Genomic DNA, 15,918 nt, shown 5'->3' on the forward strand with positions numbered 1-15,918 from the left:
AAATTAGTTACCCACATATATGGTGTTGCTTCATTTGTAGTCGAATTACTAATGTCATTTAGTAATGCATCATCAGAGGTAATGCCCGGAATAGCACTAATCATAGAAAATTCCTTCACAAATAACTCACCAAATTCCTTCGTTGTTAAAAACTCTAGGAATAGCTTCGCTGCTTCTTTATTTTTTGAATTTGCATTAATTGCAAATGAGCCGTCTACCCAAGTTGTTACTGTTTTATTGCCCTCTTTTGAAGGAATTGGGAAATAGCCTAACTCTAAATCTGGATTCATTTCTAACACAACAGGAATTTCCCAACTACCTAGCGGAAACATTGCTGCATCTTCTAAAGCAAACAATGTCCGAATATCATCCATTCCTAATCCTTCAGAATTGGCTGGGAAATACTTTTTCAAGTCATTCATTACTTGAAGCGATTCGATAAATTTCGCATCCGTAAAATCTTTTTCTCCCGCAAGTACAGCTTGATAGAAGTCATTTCCTTCATAAATTGCTGGACCTATAATACCGTGTAGCAACGACAATAACCAACCTTCCTTTGTACCCATTGCTATTGGTGTAATACCCTTTTCTAATAATTGATCATTTAATGCTATGAATTCTTCCCATGTAGATGGAACTACAAGATTGTTATCTTCAAAGATCTTTTTATTATAGAAAAATTGAGTTGAGCTTAAATTAATCGGTACACCATATTGATTCCCTTGTTCATCACGAGAAGCCATTAATGCTTCTTCAGGGAATGCACTTAATCCATTTAAATCATTAATTTTCTCAACATAACCTGCTTCAGCAAGCTTTAATCCAGCTGCATATGGCCGTAAGTGAAAAATATCCGGCCCTTCACCAGCCTGTAAAGCTGTATTGAGGACTGTGTTATATTCTGTATTTTTAGTTGGGTTAAATGAAATGTGTATATCAGGATGTTGTTCATTAAATAAAGCAATGACTTTTTCATATTTAGCAACATCCTCTGTCCGCCAACTCCCTATAGTTAGCGAAACTTCTTCTGTTTTCGGTTCCTCCTCCTTGTTAGGTGTTGTGGAGCTCGTTGATTCCTCATCAGAGTTACAGCCTACTAAAGCTACAACGAATAATAAAAGAAACGGTAATAACCATTTACTCTTTTGTCTCATGTCCGTTCCACCCTTCATATCAGTAATTTTTCATAAATCATCGTATGAAGCCTCTCCCGAATGCTTCTCATGCTTGTTTTCCTCCCATAATGCACCGCATTCGTTAGAAAAATAGCAAATCCCTGGTGAACAGGGTCCATCCAAATACTTGTGCCTGTAAATCCTGTATGACCAAATGAGCCCTTGCTCCACCTCCTGCCAAAACAAAATGTTGAATCTTCCCCCATCCATACTTCAAATCCTAATCCTCTATTTCTAAACACTTCTGTATAGGCCAGCTTGAGCCATTGATACGGTATTACATTTTGTTGCCTGGTTCCTACCCAAATTTCCGCATACTTTGCTAAATCCTCTGCACAAGAAAATAAACCTGCACTACCAGCAATTCCATCTAGTAACAGCGCTTTTTCATCGTGTACAATCCCCTGTACAAATTTACCGGATACTCTTTCTGTTGCTGCTGCAAGTCCTCTATTATGCTTCGGTAGTTGAAAACAAGTTCGATGCATGCCCCATGGTATAAAAATTTCTTGCTCTACAAAACCTTTTAGAGACTTTCCAGTTACTTTTTCAATTACCTTTCCTAATAAAATCATTCCTAAATCGCTGTATAACACTTGTTCATTTGGCTGACATACAACTTCACTTGCAAATATCTCCTTCATGATGTCGCGCTTATGATGTCTTTCCACTACCGGGGTTAAGTCTGCCGGCAGACCGGAGCAATGCTGTAGCAAGTGTTGGATTGTAATAGTAGAGAATTTAAACTCTGGTAGGAAAAATTGAATTGGCCTATTTAACATTAATTGATTTTGGCTCATCAACAATAATATTGCTGGTAAAGTTGCAACAATCTTTGTTAGGGAAGCCAAATCAAACAACGTATCGGTTTCAATGGCTAGCTCTCTATCATCTTCACCTGTATAAGCTCCATAACTGCTTGTTAACATCCTTCTTTGCTTCTTTTGAACGATTAATACGGCACCTGGAATTTTCTTTTCTTGCACTAATTCATTGATATATGCATCTATCAAGCAAACACCTCATTGTGTAAATATCTAAATTTTCAGTAAATTTTATTATCATCATATAAAATTAAATGATGAAAAATAACAAAAATCCTAAAATTTTTTTTTAAAATTGAGCAATAAAAAATCCCCACCAAGTAAATGATTACTTAATGGGAATTCTATGAATTATTTAGTTGATTTTTTTAAATCCATTGAAGATGCTGCGCTTTCAACTTTTACACGCTTTAAGAAGAACGCAAGAATTACCGCAATTACTGTTATGCCTGCTGCAATTAAGAAGGAGTGCGTGATTCCATCTAATAGCGCATTTTGCATAATTTGATCTTGCATTTGTTGCATTTGCTCTGGTGTTGGTGCCGCACCTGATTGTGCAGCATTAGCTTTTGCTTCTGCAACTAATTCTTCAGCTTTTACTTTTGTACGATTATTCATAAATGTAACTAGGATCGCACTACCGATTGCTCCTGATACTTGCTGTAATGTATTGTTAATAGCTGTACCATGAGGATTCATAATTTGTGGTAGTTGATTTAACCCGTTTGTCATAATTGGCATCATAACCATTGACATACCGAACATACGAATTGTATACATCGATACGATATATGTGTAACTTGAATCAATTTCTAATTTTGTTAAACCAAATGTTGCAATCGTCGTAATGACTAAACCAGTAATAGCCAGCACTCGTGGACCAAATTTATCGAAAAGCTTACCTGTGATTGGTGACATAATCCCCATTACAAGTGCCCCTGGAAGCATCATCAAGCCTGCTTCAAATGGTTCAATACCACGAATAGATTGCACATAAGCTGGTGTTAAAATCATCCCTGAGAACATCGCCATAGAGACAATGACGGAGATGACAGACCCTAATGCAAACATTGGATATTTATAAATACGTAATTCTAACAATGGTTCATCCATTTTCAGCTGTTTAACAACGAAAATAATTAATGCGATGAAACCAACTGTAATTGTGCCATATACCCATGGACTTGACCAGCCTTTATCCCCTGCTGTACTAAAGCCGTATAAAATACCACCGAAGGCAACTGTTGATAAAAGTACTGAAAGGAAATCTAAGTGAACTTCACGTGTCTCCATCACGTTTCTTAATTTCCAAACACCAAATAATAAACTAATTAAAGCAAAAGGAATAATCATTTGGAAAAGCATACGCCAATCATGATGCTCAACAATGTACCCTGATAATGTAGGACCGATTGCTGGCGCCATAATCATAACTAGACCAAATATACCCATCGCAGCCCCACGTTTTTCTTTCGGGAAGCTTGTTAACATAACGTTCATTAAAAGTGGTGACATACTTGATGCACCGGCTGCCTGCACCATACGACCTGCTAGAAGCACACCAAAGTTTGGTGCGAAGCCTGCCATAATTGTACCTATTGTAAAGACGGACATCGCTACTATAAATAGATGTCTATTTTTAAAGCGTGTCACAAAAAATGCTGAAGCAGGAACTAAAATACCGCTTACTAGCATATAACCTGTTGCTAGCCATTGTACCTTTGAATATGTTATTCCAAAATCTTTCATGATTGTTGGTAATGCCACATTCAGCAATGTGTTGTTTAGAAAAGCAACAAAAGCACCCACAAATAGAATAGCTATCATGCCATAAGGGGGCTTCTTCATTGTTTGCTCACTATTCATTTATATCCCTCAATTCTTTCTTGTGTTTTACGATAAAACTTATTTTATACTCGTAGTCTACTTTTTTCAACAAATAAGTTTATATTTTTTACAAACGTTGATATATGGGCTTTTTAAGTGTAGAATAAGAGTATAATACTATAAAAAAGGTGAGGTCATGAACAAAAGAAAAAGACAGATTATTACAGCAGCCCGTGAACTTTTTATTGAAAAAGGTTTTCTAGATACATCGATTAACGACATCATCAATGCGGCCAAGATTTCGAAAGGTACATTTTATAATCACTTTACTTCAAAGAACGAATGCTTAATCGCCATTTTAGACGAAGGACGAGAGGAAGCAAGTAATCGCCGCCATGAACTTATATATGGTAAGGATCCAACAGATTTAGAAGTATTGACACAGCAAGTTGCTGTACTCATGTATGTCAATCGGGAACATAATTTAATACAAATTTTTGAATCCATTTTCCAATCAAGAGATAAAGAACTAAAAAAAATCATTATCAACTACCATTTACAAGAATTGGAATGGCTTGCCAATCGGCTAGTACAAGTCTTTGGCGAAGAGATTAGCCCTATTAGCTATGAGTGTGCTGTACAAACGCTTGGAATGATTAACCTTACACTGCGTGCCGTCTTTATTGCCGATTATAAATATATCAATCGAGAAGCCATTGTACGTGTAGCATTGCGCAATATAAGCGTAATTATACCCACTATGCTTGAATCGAAAGAAATCATCGTAAGTGTTGAAATGATCAATACCATTCAAAATGTGGTGAACTATAAAACGGTTACAAAGGAAATGGTTATTGAACAATTACGGGGGTTTACGAAGGGATTATCGAAAAACGAAACAATGGAAGGTTTAGAATATGCTCAATTCTTATTAGAGGAACTACAGAGCGAAAAGCCAAAACTTTTTATTATTGAATCACTTCTTACACCTTTCCGTAAGGCTTTTGTCGGCACAGAACATATCGCAGAAGCCCGCGACATCGCCAATAACTTGTGGCGCTATGTAAAAATTGAACAACCAGCTGAGCGCTGTACGAAAAATAAATAAATACAAAAAGAGGTATCAAAAATTCTTGATACCTCTTTACTATGATGAAATATACTCTAAGATTCAACTTCATGGTTTTTATGTCTTTGGATTGCATGAAAATCAGCCTTCGTGGCATTGAAATTTCAGAACGAAAATAGTTCCACCTTGGCCAGAACGAACACTAATGGTGCCATTATGCAAATCAATGAGCTGTTTTGTAATGGCTAGTCCTAGTCCTGTTCCCGTTATATCGTCAGTCGTATTAGTACCACGATAATAACGCTCGAATAAATTATCAAGCTCCTCCTGAGGAATGCCAGGACCTCGATCAGCAATGGTTAGCATCACTTCTTTACCAGTATGTTGTGCCTCTACAATTACTTTTGTGCCTTCGGGCGTATACTTTTTCGCATTGGTAATTAAATTATCCATAATTCGCTTGAGTAAAAGCTCATCTGCTTGCAGCAATACATCCCCATAAACTTTCACACTTACCTGCTCATCTGCAAACTGTGGTAACCATGCTGCTAACGGCAGTAATACTTCATCCAGCTGTATGGCCTTATTTTTTAATTGATACGTATAGGTTAAATCTTGAATGAGCGCATCCATATAGGTCGCCTTTTCTTGCATCGTTTGTGCAAAAATACGCATCTCATCCTTGGTCCACTCATAATCTTCCGATGCCAGCATTGTGGAATAGCCATAAATTGAACTTAACGGCGTCTTTAAATCATGTGATAAGCCCGTTATCCACTCTTCACGTAATTGCTCTGCGTGCTTGATCTGTCTTTCATTTGAATTAAGTCGTTCAGATAAATGATTGAGTGATTCCTCTACAGGCTGGAACAGTTTAAATTTCCGCTTGAGCTTCCCCGTTTTGTTATGATGAATTTTTTTATCACTTATTTCTCTGTAATCAAATTGTGTCAGTCGCTCAATACGCGAAATAACATAAACGAGTGGTCGCACAAATTGCCGTGAAATACTAATGGATAAAAAGATCACGCCGAGTATCAAAATAATATGCCCACCGAAGAATATAGAAACAAACAATACCATCGCCTTATTAAAGGGCTCTTCAAATGGCTTATAGGATGGGTTAGGCATTCGCACAACAAAAGTGGCATCATCAGCTAGGGCTACGCTTTGTGTAAGCTCCTCATGCTCGAAAATATCATATTTTTCCTCGAGTAATTGCGGCTTCTTCAGCTTATCATAACGCTTTCCTATGACATCCGTCCGATTCCATTGTTCGTCATAGATTTCAACACTCGCCTTATTTTCTTTTAAACGTTGCAAGGTTACGGCAGAAATGTCCCCTGTTGAAACCCAATTTTCGAAGGCCTCTTCAAACAAAGGTTGAACAGGCGAAGTCGGAATAAATAATAAGTAGTAATTCGGGAGTTCCCATGTATGCATACCCGGTTGTTTCAATGCTAATATTTCGCTATCGGACTTTCCACATAATTCACAACTATCTCCTGTGTAATCAACAATGGTCATGGATTGATCAAATAAGTATAGCTGTCCTACGTTTTCCTCTGCTCGCTTCACTAAGTAATCCGCTATTTTAACCGTTTGTCCTTTTTCAACAACAGCATCATCTTCAATTTCAAAGGAGCTCATAACATGAATATTGTCACCAACACGATCATTAATAAAGATGGCGAAAAATACCAAGCTCATAATAAAGCCTGAAATAATTAAGAGATAAAATATGATGAAATATGAAACAAAACGGAGTGTTAATTTTCCAGCAGGCTTCATGAAGAAACATCCCCAACAAGTTTATAACCAATGCCTCGGACCGTTATAATGCATGTTGGCTTTCCAGGATTTTTTTCGATTTTTTCACGTAGTTTGCGTATATGTACCATTACTGTATTATCATCAAACAAGCAATCTCCCCACACACTCTCGTATATTTGTTCCTTTGATAACACTTGCCCTGCATTATCACATAAATATTTTAATAAATGAAATAAGCGGCCACTAATCATTTCCTTTACGCCATCTACCTGAATCTCTGCTGCGTCAATATCGAATGTAAAACGGCTACAAGTAAAAATGTGATTTTCTTGAACATTCTTTTTCTTCATATAACGTACTAGCTGTACCTTCACTCTTGCCACAAGTTCTAATGGGTTAAATGGTTTTGTAATATAATCATCTGCACCATTCATAAAACCTCGGAGCTTATCGGCGTCACTGCTTTTTGCTGTTAAATAAAAAATAGGGGCATCACTTTTCTCTCGAATGATATGTGCGATATCCAACCCACTACCATCTGGTAGCATGATATCTAATAGATAGAAATCAAATGGTTTAGTATTAATCTCGTTTTTTGCCTCTTCTATCGTGTTGCATAATGTTATATTGGCAATTCCTTCTTTTCTTAAAATAATTTCAATCATTTCGGCAATTGCACGTTCGTCCTCTAACACTAAAATTGATGCTTCCTGCATTTTTCCACCTACTTTTAAGATTACTTTAAGGTAGTCATTATTTCACCATAAGCTTCCTCAACTATTATATGTATAAGATAACCAATTAAGGAGATAAAACGCAATGACAACTAATCGTGTTACCTTCATTGATACAATGCGTGGATTTAGTTTATTTGGCATCTTAATGGCAAATTTGCTGATTTTCCAGTTTGGGATGTATGGCAAAGATGAATTAAAAAATCTTTCTACCTTAGATAACGGAGCTTTATATTTTGTGAAAATTGTAATTGAAGGCTCGTTTATGCCCATTTTCACCATTTTATTTGGCTTCTCGCTTATTAAATTAATTGAATCCATCCGCAGAAAAAAGAATAAAAGCCGCTGGTCTATTTTACGCCGTGCAACAGGCTTAATTTCTCTTGGCTTACTTCATTCCATCTTCTTATGGGAAGGCGATATTCTGTTTTCTTATGGCTGTATGACTTTATTCTTGATTCCTTTTATTAATCGTAAGCCAAAAACTCTATTAATATGGGCTGGTATCCTTTTAGTACTAACAACAGCGTTAACATACGGCTCTATGGAAGTATCTAAAAAGGAACAAAAGGAGCTAGATACTTACATTGAACAAGCAGATGCTATCTACGCTAATGGAAACTATTTAGAGATTTTTGATTTCCGTGCAAATGTAGAACCACCAGGAATGGAAGATCCGGCGTTCATCTTTATTTTATTAATTTTTACACCAATGTTCTACGCACCACTATTCCTTTTCGGCATGGCACTTGCTAAGAAGCAAGCCTTTGTGGAGATGGATAAGGAAATGAAATGGTATAAACTAGGTGCTCTCCTCGTTCCTATTGGACTTGTATGTAAAAGTGTTAGTTTTATAGAAAATGCTTTTTCTTCCATTTTATTAATGGGTGGCTCGCAATTATTAGCGATTGGCTATGTCTGCCTTGCAGCATTGATTTATAAAACACGCCCTGTTCAACTGCTTGCTCCTGCATTCGAGAGCGTAGGCAAACTGTCATTAACCAATTATTTACTACAAACCATTATTTGTACAACTGTTTTTTATGGCTATGGCCTTGGATTATACGGCAAACTAGGCGTTTTTGGCGGTATCCTATTTGGAATCGTTGTGTATAGCTTGCAATGTGTTTTCAGCCTAGCCTATTTAAAGAAATTTAAACGTGGTCCATTTGAAACAATTTTACGGATATGGACAAATTGGTCTTGGTCTGGGCAGGTAAAACAAGACTAAAATAGAAAGGAATTATTTTTATGAATAGTGACTCTAAAGAAGACTTTACAGACTCATGGTGGTTTTTGGGTATTTGTGCGACTGTAGCAGTAATTTTAACACTATTTGCATTCAAATAAATTACACATTAGATTTCATTTTCATTTGCCCCCTACTGTATACTAGTAAGTACTACAACTATACAGCTTAGGGGGCATTTTGTTGTTACAGCGTATGATGATTACTGGCTATAAGCCACATGAACTTGGTATTTTTAATGATAAACACCCTGGCATTGTCATTATAAAAAAGGCTCTAGAAGCTCGTTTACGTACACTACTGGATGAAGGACTGGAATGGGTTATTATTAGTGGACAGCAGGGCGTCGAATCTTGGAGTGCTGAAGTTGTTTTAATGCTAAAAAAGGAATATCCAAATTTAAAATATGCCGTTATAACGCCCTTTTTAGAGCAGGAGAAGAATTGGCAAGACCCTAAAAAGGAAAAGTATCAAGCATTAATTGCCCAAGCCGATTTTGTTACAAGCGTGACCAAAAAACCGTACGAAGCACCTTGGCAATTTATTGAGAAGGATAAATTTATTATTCAAAATACTGACGGTCTTTTATTAATTTACGATGAAGAAAATGAAGGTTCTCCAAAGTACATTAAACGTCTTGCAGAAAAATATATGGAATCTCATGACTATTCTCTTTTAACAATAAACGCCTATGATTTACAGGTGATAGCTGAAGAAATACAACAGCAAGACTGGTAGAAAAATATTGCTATAATTTTCTGACAATTATATACTATAATTAGTTATTCCTTTTTGTAGCCTACTATTTTCATGAATGCTACCAATAAATTGAAAGGAGCTGTATCATTTGAATAAACATATTGAAATGGTTCTTGAAGCTTCTCCTGTTAATGTCACTCACGATACGTATCGTAGAGAATGTCGGTATACACGTGGAATTCATATTGAGGAACAGGAATTTTCAGCTATTTTAAATACGATGAGCAATGATTCACGCTTATATTTCGATTTCCATAATCCGCGTAAAGAGATTAAAAAGGGAACCTATTTAAATGGACACTCCGGTTTAGCCTACAATATTTATGAATACTATAAACAACATTATAATATTGAGATAGCTGAGATAATTAATGGTAAAGATTTTTATGTAAAAATAATATAAAACATAAGCCCCTTTAAAATTTTTCTTTTAAAGGGGCTTTTTTTTTATGTTATAGGTCTGCTACTTGCGCACCTAATTCTTTATTATTATACATTTCTGTATCAAGCTCTTTTGTAATACGTGCTGTTGTAACACCAGCAGTCATTGAACCACTTACATTTAAAGCTGTACGTCCCATATCGATTAAAGGCTCAACAGAGATTAATACACCTGCAAGTGCAACTGGTAAGTCAAGAGCTGAAAGTACAAGGATCGCTGCAAATGTTGCACCACCACCAACACCTGCTACACCAAAGGAGCTAACGGCTACTACTGCGATGACTGTAATAATGAACACAGGATCAAGAGGATTAATACCTACTGTAGGTGCGATCATAATCGCTAACATAGCAGGGTATACTCCAGCACAGCCATTTTGGCCGATTGATAAACCAAATGAACCTGAGAAGTTTGCGATACCTTCAGATACCCCAAGACGGCCTGTTTGCGTTTTAATGTTCATTGGTAAAGTACCAGCACTTGAACGTGATGTAAAGGCAAATAACAATGTTTCCGCTGATTTTTTCACGTACGTAACTGGGTTTAATCCACTTAATGTTAGGATTAATAAATGTACTAAGAAAACAATTATTAGCGCCGCATAAGAAGCAATCACAAACTTACCTAAATTATAAATGGCACCGAAATCTGATGTTGCAACCGTACGAGCCATAATAGCTAAAATTCCATATGGTGTTAAACGTAAAATGATTGTTACAACACCCATTACTAGTGCATAAATAGCATCTAAGCCTTTTTTAATTGTAGCTGCTGTCCCTTCATCTTTACGTGCCACACGTAAGTAAGCAAAACCAAGGAATGCTGAGAAAATTACTACAGCAATTGTTGATGTTGAACGAGCTCCAGTTAAATCAAGGAAGGGATTTGCTGGGAATAGCTCAACAATTTGAGTTGGTAAATCCGGTGCTGCTAAGCCAGTTGTTTTTTCCTCAAGATATTGTCCTCGAGCTGTTTCTGCTTCACCTTGTAAAATATGTGTTGCATCTAAATCAAATACCGTTGCAGAAAGAATACCTACTGCTGCCGAAACGGCTGTTGTACCAATTAAAATGGCTAAAATAAGAGCTGCCATTTTCCCAAAGTTTTTGCCAATTTTCATTTTTGTAAAGGCAATTAAAATGGAGATGAATACTAAAGGCATTGCAACCATTTGTAGCAGTTTAACATACCCAGTACCTATAATATTGTACCAAGAAGTTGTTTTGGCTAGTACTTCAGAATCTATACCATAGATAAAATGAAGTCCAAGGCCAAGTACAATCCCTAAACCTAAGCCTGCAAAAACACGATTTGAAAATTTGACGTGTTTTTTATTCATAATAAATAAAATTCCAACGAACACAAGCAACACTGCTACGTTAAGAATGATTTGTAAATTCGACAATGGAATGCCTCCTAAGATGTTTTATTATTAATGTAATCGAATTATATACCCATAATCCCTATAATTCAAGTATGTTTTATTAAGATTAATAAATTCCTAAAGGAAATGGTTCTTTGCCTATGATTATACCCTCAAAAAATGAATCACAATCATCCTTTTGCTCCTGACGCTTTATTATAAAAGACATTTAACAAACCAAGATCATCAGCATATGTGCAGGCGATTGTATAGATAGTTTAGTCACTGGTACTACATTTGGTGACAAATGATAAATGGCCCCTAGATTGTTATAAAAACTAACAGTCTAGAGGCAGCATTATAGGTTTACTTATATCGCTTCATTTCTAATGACAAATCTCGGTTCATAGTCGCTAATTATGTCAAAAACACCATCATTAAAACAATAAATATGATGTTCAACGTGAGGAATTTCTTTGCTCCCAATCCAGGGAAGTTGGTCAAACCATGCTATATAATCTGAATGGCTCATTTTATAAAACCATTCTGCTGAAAAATTTATAGCATTTTCTTGTTGCAATGCTTCATCGACTAAGGGCACTAAATCAGATCGAGGGATTTCTCCAGTGTAGCGGAATGACCAAACGTAATCTTGAATTGGGGAAATCTTATCATAAATAATATCAACTTCCGTATTGTTTCGATCTATTAATGTTAAGGATAACCCTAAATCTGTATAATTTAATGTAGCATTAACGACTTGAGCCCTCTCCAAGCAAGTAATAGGCTGCCAAATATGCAGTCTTCTTAAGTCCATCTAAAAACCCCCCTTTTATATAGAAACTTTATTCAAAAATTCATATATTTTACATCTAAGCTTTTAAAAATTCATAGTAAAGCTCCAGCAATAAACCTAGCAAAATGCACTAAGTTAATGGACGAAGTAGGTTTGTTGTTTATTAATGAGGTAACAGCTTCCTGCGATTTTTTTACACTGCTTTTTGATATGTGTGACCGCATTGGACAATTGTTCAACGGAATTAAAATACTGATATTCGTTTGTAATAACGGCGATAGATAAGGTCGTACATGTTAAAGGTTCTAGTTCACCTGCTCTATTGGCCACTTGAATACATACTAAATCCTCAATATCATAAAAACTTACAATATTGGCATCAAAGTCATCTATAATCTTTTGACAAATCTTTTCTACTTCATAATGAGGTAGAATGGCAACAAAATCGTCGCCACCGATATGCCCTAAAAAATCTTCCATCCCACAGATATGTCTTTTTAGTATATCTGTTAAATACATTAAAATTTTATCACCTTTATTAAAACCATATGTGTCATTATAGGATTTAAAATGATCTAAATCAAAATAGATTAAGCTATATTGTGATAGCTGTAATGCTTCCTCTAGCTTTTCATCAATTAATTTATTCCCGGGAAGGCTACTTAAAGGATTTAAGAAGCTTGCAATGGCTACTTGTGTATCAACAAGCTTTAATAGTAACTCTCGAATACTAACTAAACCATCATATAAGTTATTTTTTGTGACAACGACATCATCATATAAATCTTCAGGAGGTCTAGACATAGCTAGTGTACTCACTTCAGTAATTGGTGTATTACGATCTACAATTAAAGGGTTTTCTTTCATGATAAGTTGATTTTGGCGTCCCATAAATAAATGATAGCCATAGCGAGTACCAATTTTTTGATAGAAATGTGTACGTGTAATATGTCCAATTGGTTTTTCATCACGAACTACTACAATGCTTCGCAATGAAGGATTACTCATAAAAAGTACATCTACTTCGTTATTTTTCACAAATTCATCAATACACGGAACCTTTTCAATGACTTCCCCTATCTTCATGGTCACCCACCCTTATTTTTCCCAAATGTATTTCCTTTGATGGCTTTCCTATCGCATAACCTTGTGCATAATGAATGCCTATACGATGCAGATAATCAAGCTCTTCTTGTCGTTCAATTCCCTCAGCGATAATTTTTGTTTTCACCTGTTCAGCATATTTCATCAATAAGGTAACGAGCTGTTGCTGCTCGCTATTTTGATCGATAAATTGAATTAACGAACGATCAAGTTTAATAAATTCTGGCTTTAAATAAATAAGAGTTTTCAAGCTATTATAACCTGAGCCTACATCGTCTACTGCAATGCGATAACCTTGTGATCGATAATGTGACAACACCCGTTCGAATTCCTCAAAATCTATTACAGCACTGCGCTCTGTTAATTCAAATACTACCTGCTGAGGTTTAATGCCCAGCTCCTTAAGTAATTGTAGCGTTTCTCCACTGTGATATTTTTTATCTACTAACACATTCGGGTGTATATTAAGAAATACTAAGAAGTTCGTATCCTTCACATCTTTATGCATACGCTCCTTGAAACGCTGTAAGGAAAGATTCCTACAAAAACACTCAAATAAAAAAACACAATCTGTTTGCCCAACAAACTCATAGAACTGATCCACACTATTAAATAATACTGATGGAACTGGGCGATTTAATGCTTCAAACCCCATCGTTTGCTTTGACTGTAAATCTACAATAGGTTGGAAATATGTATGTAAATCATTATGCTGAATAATATGTTTCAACGCTTTTAAACGTTTCATATATAATGAATTTCTTTGATGTAGCCCATATAAATATTTTAAAAAGGAAAATATACTCCTTGTTTTTATACTTTGTCCCATTGTAGACTCCATTCTTGCACCTCTTCAATTGGTTATTATGGTTCATTGTACCCTTTTATTGTAAACAGACTGTGAATGGTATGTAAAAAGTGTAAGCCCCGTACTATACTTTGAGATATTTTCTCATAATACATTTTTCATAATATTCAATATATTAAAAATGATTTATTGATATAATCCATTATTAGTGTATGATTGTAATAATAGGTTTATATTACCTATTATATTTTTTTGTGCTTTTACCTGATCGATCTTTATAGGGAAACCTATTTAGATAAAAAATTATTCAAGGGAGGATCCTGTTAATGAGCTTGTCTATTCAACAATTATTGGAGAACAAAGGAATTACACCGAAATCTGAACACCTTGAACTATTAAAAACACGCTGGGAAGGTATGCAGTCACTTCGTAGCAATTTAGAAGGTATTGCGATTGATGATGCAGATATCGCTGTACGTAATATTCCTGGAGGTGATCATATTGACAACTGATTTACATTTAAAATCCGTTGAAGAGCTGGCACCTTTACTTGCATCGAAGACGCTCTCCCCCGTGGAATTAACAAAAGCTATTTTAGACTTTGCTGAGGAAAGTCAGCCGAAAATTAATTCCTATATGGCATTTTATCGGGAAGAAGCATTAGCAAAGGCAAAAGAAATTGAACAGGAGATTCTCCAAGGCCACTATAAAGGTATGTATCATGGAATTCCTATGGCCTTAAAGGATAACTTGTATTTTAAAGATAAAATAACAACGATGTCCTCAAAAATTCATAAGGACTTCGTTTCTCATTATGATGCAACAGTTGTTGAAAAGCTTCGAGACGCTGGCGTTATATTCACCGGAAAATTAAGCATGCATGAATACGCATGGGGCATTACCAATAACAACCCTCATTACGGACCTGTTCGCAACCCATGGGATTTAGATAAAATTCCTGGTGGTTCAAGCGGAGGCTCTGGAGCAGCTGTTGCGGCTGGGGCAAGCGTAGCTTCACTAGGGACGGATACAGCAGGCTCCATTCGAATTCCTTCTTCTGCTTGTGGCATAGTTGGGTTAAAACCTACACACGGTCGTGTAAGTAAATATGGCTGTTATCCTTTAGCATGGAGCTTAGATCATATTGGTCCAATGACAAAGACCGTAAAGGATGCAGCAGGCTTGCTTGAAGTCATTGCTGGCTTTGACCATCGAGACCCTACTTGCATTGATGTCCCAACGGACGACTATGTGCAGCAATTATCTGGAGATATTAAGGATTTAGTGATTGGAATTAATGAAGAATACTTCTTTAAAAATGTGGATGCTGAAGTGGAAAAAGCTGTACGAGCAAGCATTCAAAGCTTAGTGGATCAAGGTGCAAAAGTAGAAGTGGTCCGAATTCCTTCTTTACAATATGCAGAATGGGCGGAGCTTGTTACTTCCCTTTCAGAGGCAGCAGCTATACACCATTCAGATTTACAAAAGCGACCACAAGATTTTGGGGATGATATACGTCTACTATTTGAGCTTGGTGAATTACCTTCTGCAGTTGATTACCTACAAGCTCAACAGGTACGACGTCAAATTAAGCAAGAGTTTACTGAAATTTTTAATGAGGTAGATGTACTCATTACCCCTACCCTACCAGTTGTGGCAAGTACGATTGGCGATGATTTCGCAGAGTTGAATGGTCAAAAAGTGGATTTAATTGATAATATTATTCGCTTTACTGGCCCTAGCAACTTAACAGGATTACCTGCACTTTCCGTTCCTTGCGGCTTCAAAGGGAACTTACCAATTGGCTTACAAATTATAGGGCCTGCCTTTAAAGAAGGACGTATATTAAATGTAGGATATGCAGTTGAACAAACTAACCCATTACGAAATAGAAAGCCGAATATTTTTATTAATATTTAAAAGATAGTTTTGAAAAAAATCTGCTCACTTCACGGGATACCCTGAATGAGCAGATTTTTTTGGTGGATACAAGCA

The 15,918-nt window shown here is 36.1% G+C and carries 15 protein-coding genes; 6 read left to right on the top strand and 9 right to left on the bottom strand.

Annotation, left to right across the window (positions count from 1 at the left end; genetic code table 11):
- The 3 genes from RT445_RS11175 to RT445_RS11185 form a co-directional block, all read right to left on the bottom strand.
- Nucleotides 1-1,154 (bottom strand): ABC transporter substrate-binding protein (locus tag RT445_RS11175; protein WP_313470605.1); only part of this gene is annotated, 1,154 nt, incomplete at its 3' end.
- 14 nt (nucleotides 1,155-1,168) lie between these two features.
- Complete coding sequence (locus RT445_RS11180) at nucleotides 1,169-2,188, bottom strand: serine hydrolase domain-containing protein (protein WP_313470606.1); 1,020 nt, start codon at nucleotides 2,186-2,188, stop codon at nucleotides 1,169-1,171.
- A gap of 162 nt (nucleotides 2,189-2,350) precedes the next feature.
- On the bottom strand, nucleotides 2,351-3,865 hold the full coding sequence (locus RT445_RS11185) for a DHA2 family efflux MFS transporter permease subunit (RefSeq protein WP_274795324.1): 1,515 nt from the start codon (nucleotides 3,863-3,865) through the stop codon (nucleotides 2,351-2,353).
- A gap of 157 nt (nucleotides 3,866-4,022) precedes the next feature.
- Between RT445_RS11185 and RT445_RS11190 the strand changes: the two genes are divergently transcribed.
- On the top strand, nucleotides 4,023-4,934 hold the full coding sequence (locus RT445_RS11190; RefSeq protein ID WP_274795323.1) for a TetR/AcrR family transcriptional regulator: 912 nt from the start codon (nucleotides 4,023-4,025) through the stop codon (nucleotides 4,932-4,934).
- 102 nt (nucleotides 4,935-5,036) lie between these two features.
- On the opposite strand, the gene RT445_RS11195 is transcribed toward RT445_RS11190, so the two are convergent.
- Together RT445_RS11195 and RT445_RS11200 are read right to left on the bottom strand one after the other, a co-directional pair.
- A complete protein-coding gene (locus tag RT445_RS11195; protein WP_274795322.1) occupies nucleotides 5,037-6,686 on the bottom strand; it encodes a sensor histidine kinase in 1,650 nt (549 codons plus the stop codon).
- Complete coding sequence (locus tag RT445_RS11200) at nucleotides 6,683-7,384, bottom strand: response regulator transcription factor (protein WP_312507477.1); 702 nt, start codon at nucleotides 7,382-7,384, stop codon at nucleotides 6,683-6,685. Before RT445_RS11200 ends, RT445_RS11195 begins: the two co-directional genes overlap by 4 nt.
- A 103-nt stretch (nucleotides 7,385-7,487) precedes the next feature.
- Between RT445_RS11200 and RT445_RS11205 the strand changes: the two genes are divergently transcribed.
- From RT445_RS11205 to RT445_RS11215, 3 genes are all read left to right on the top strand, one after another.
- Nucleotides 7,488-8,633 carry a DUF418 domain-containing protein gene (locus RT445_RS11205; protein WP_312507478.1) on the top strand — a complete coding sequence of 382 codons (1,146 nt, stop codon included), beginning with the start codon at nucleotides 7,488-7,490 and terminating at the stop codon, nucleotides 8,631-8,633.
- Between the two features lie 216 nt (nucleotides 8,634-8,849).
- Complete coding sequence (locus RT445_RS11210) at nucleotides 8,850-9,389, top strand: SLOG family protein (protein ID WP_396631783.1); 540 nt, start codon at nucleotides 8,850-8,852, stop codon at nucleotides 9,387-9,389.
- 109 nt (nucleotides 9,390-9,498) lie between these two features.
- Nucleotides 9,499-9,813 (top strand): hypothetical protein, encoded by a 315-nt coding sequence (locus tag RT445_RS11215; RefSeq protein WP_274795317.1) that lies wholly within the window; start codon nucleotides 9,499-9,501, stop codon nucleotides 9,811-9,813.
- A gap of 49 nt (nucleotides 9,814-9,862) precedes the next feature.
- Here the strand turns inward: RT445_RS11215 and RT445_RS11220 are convergent, their stop codons facing one another.
- From RT445_RS11220 to RT445_RS11235, 4 genes are all read right to left on the bottom strand, one after another.
- Nucleotides 9,863-11,257, bottom strand: a complete 1,395-nt coding sequence (locus tag RT445_RS11220) for an L-cystine transporter (RefSeq protein WP_274795316.1) — start codon at nucleotides 11,255-11,257, stop codon at nucleotides 9,863-9,865.
- A 328-nt stretch (nucleotides 11,258-11,585) separates the two neighbouring features.
- Nucleotides 11,586-12,032 carry a hypothetical protein gene (locus RT445_RS11225; protein ID WP_312507480.1) on the bottom strand — a complete coding sequence of 149 codons (447 nt, stop codon included), beginning with the start codon at nucleotides 12,030-12,032 and terminating at the stop codon, nucleotides 11,586-11,588.
- 114 nt (nucleotides 12,033-12,146) lie between these two features.
- Complete coding sequence (locus tag RT445_RS11230) at nucleotides 12,147-13,097, bottom strand: GGDEF domain-containing protein (RefSeq protein WP_312507481.1); 951 nt, start codon at nucleotides 13,095-13,097, stop codon at nucleotides 12,147-12,149.
- Nucleotides 13,075-13,956, bottom strand: coding sequence for an EAL domain-containing protein (locus tag RT445_RS11235; RefSeq protein ID WP_312507482.1), 882 nt, complete (start codon nucleotides 13,954-13,956; stop codon nucleotides 13,075-13,077). The genes RT445_RS11230 and RT445_RS11235 overlap by 23 nt, the downstream gene beginning before the upstream one ends.
- A 293-nt stretch (nucleotides 13,957-14,249) precedes the next feature.
- On the opposite strand from RT445_RS11235, the gene RT445_RS11240 reads away from it, so the two are divergent.
- Together RT445_RS11240 and RT445_RS11245 are read left to right on the top strand one after the other, a co-directional pair.
- The gene (locus RT445_RS11240) at nucleotides 14,250-14,435 is read left to right on the top strand and encodes a hypothetical protein (RefSeq protein WP_274795312.1); all 186 of its coding nucleotides are present in this window, start codon (nucleotides 14,250-14,252) and stop codon (nucleotides 14,433-14,435) included.
- Nucleotides 14,425-15,843, top strand: a complete 1,419-nt coding sequence (locus RT445_RS11245) for an amidase (RefSeq protein ID WP_312507483.1) — start codon at nucleotides 14,425-14,427, stop codon at nucleotides 15,841-15,843. Before RT445_RS11240 ends, RT445_RS11245 begins: the two co-directional genes overlap by 11 nt.
- Nucleotides 15,844-15,918: the final 75 nt, after the last annotated feature.

Origin of the sequence: Lysinibacillus sp., assembly GCF_032093475.1 — a bacterium.
GTDB classification, from domain to species: domain Bacteria; phylum Bacillota; class Bacilli; order Bacillales_A; family Planococcaceae; genus Lysinibacillus; species Lysinibacillus irui.

Coding starts and splice junctions, on each gene's coding strand:
- RT445_RS11185 (WP_274795324.1), bottom strand. CDS start 3,865: ATGAATAGTGAGCAAACAATGAAGAAGCCCCCTTATGGCATGATAGCT.
- RT445_RS11190 (WP_274795323.1), top strand. CDS start 4,023: ATGAACAAAAGAAAAAGACAGATTATTACAGCAGCCCGTGAACTTTTT.
- RT445_RS11195 (WP_274795322.1), bottom strand. CDS start 6,686: ATGAAGCCTGCTGGAAAATTAACACTCCGTTTTGTTTCATATTTCATC.
- RT445_RS11200 (WP_312507477.1), bottom strand. CDS start 7,384: ATGCAGGAAGCATCAATTTTAGTGTTAGAGGACGAACGTGCAATTGCC.
- RT445_RS11205 (WP_312507478.1), top strand. CDS start 7,488: ATGACAACTAATCGTGTTACCTTCATTGATACAATGCGTGGATTTAGT.
- RT445_RS11210 (WP_396631783.1), top strand. CDS start 8,850: ATGATTACTGGCTATAAGCCACATGAACTTGGTATTTTTAATGATAAA.
- RT445_RS11225 (WP_312507480.1), bottom strand. CDS start 12,032: ATGGACTTAAGAAGACTGCATATTTGGCAGCCTATTACTTGCTTGGAG.
- RT445_RS11230 (WP_312507481.1), bottom strand. CDS start 13,097: ATGAAGATAGGGGAAGTCATTGAAAAGGTTCCGTGTATTGATGAATTT.
- RT445_RS11235 (WP_312507482.1), bottom strand. CDS start 13,956: ATGGAGTCTACAATGGGACAAAGTATAAAAACAAGGAGTATATTTTCC.
- RT445_RS11240 (WP_274795312.1), top strand. CDS start 14,250: ATGAGCTTGTCTATTCAACAATTATTGGAGAACAAAGGAATTACACCG.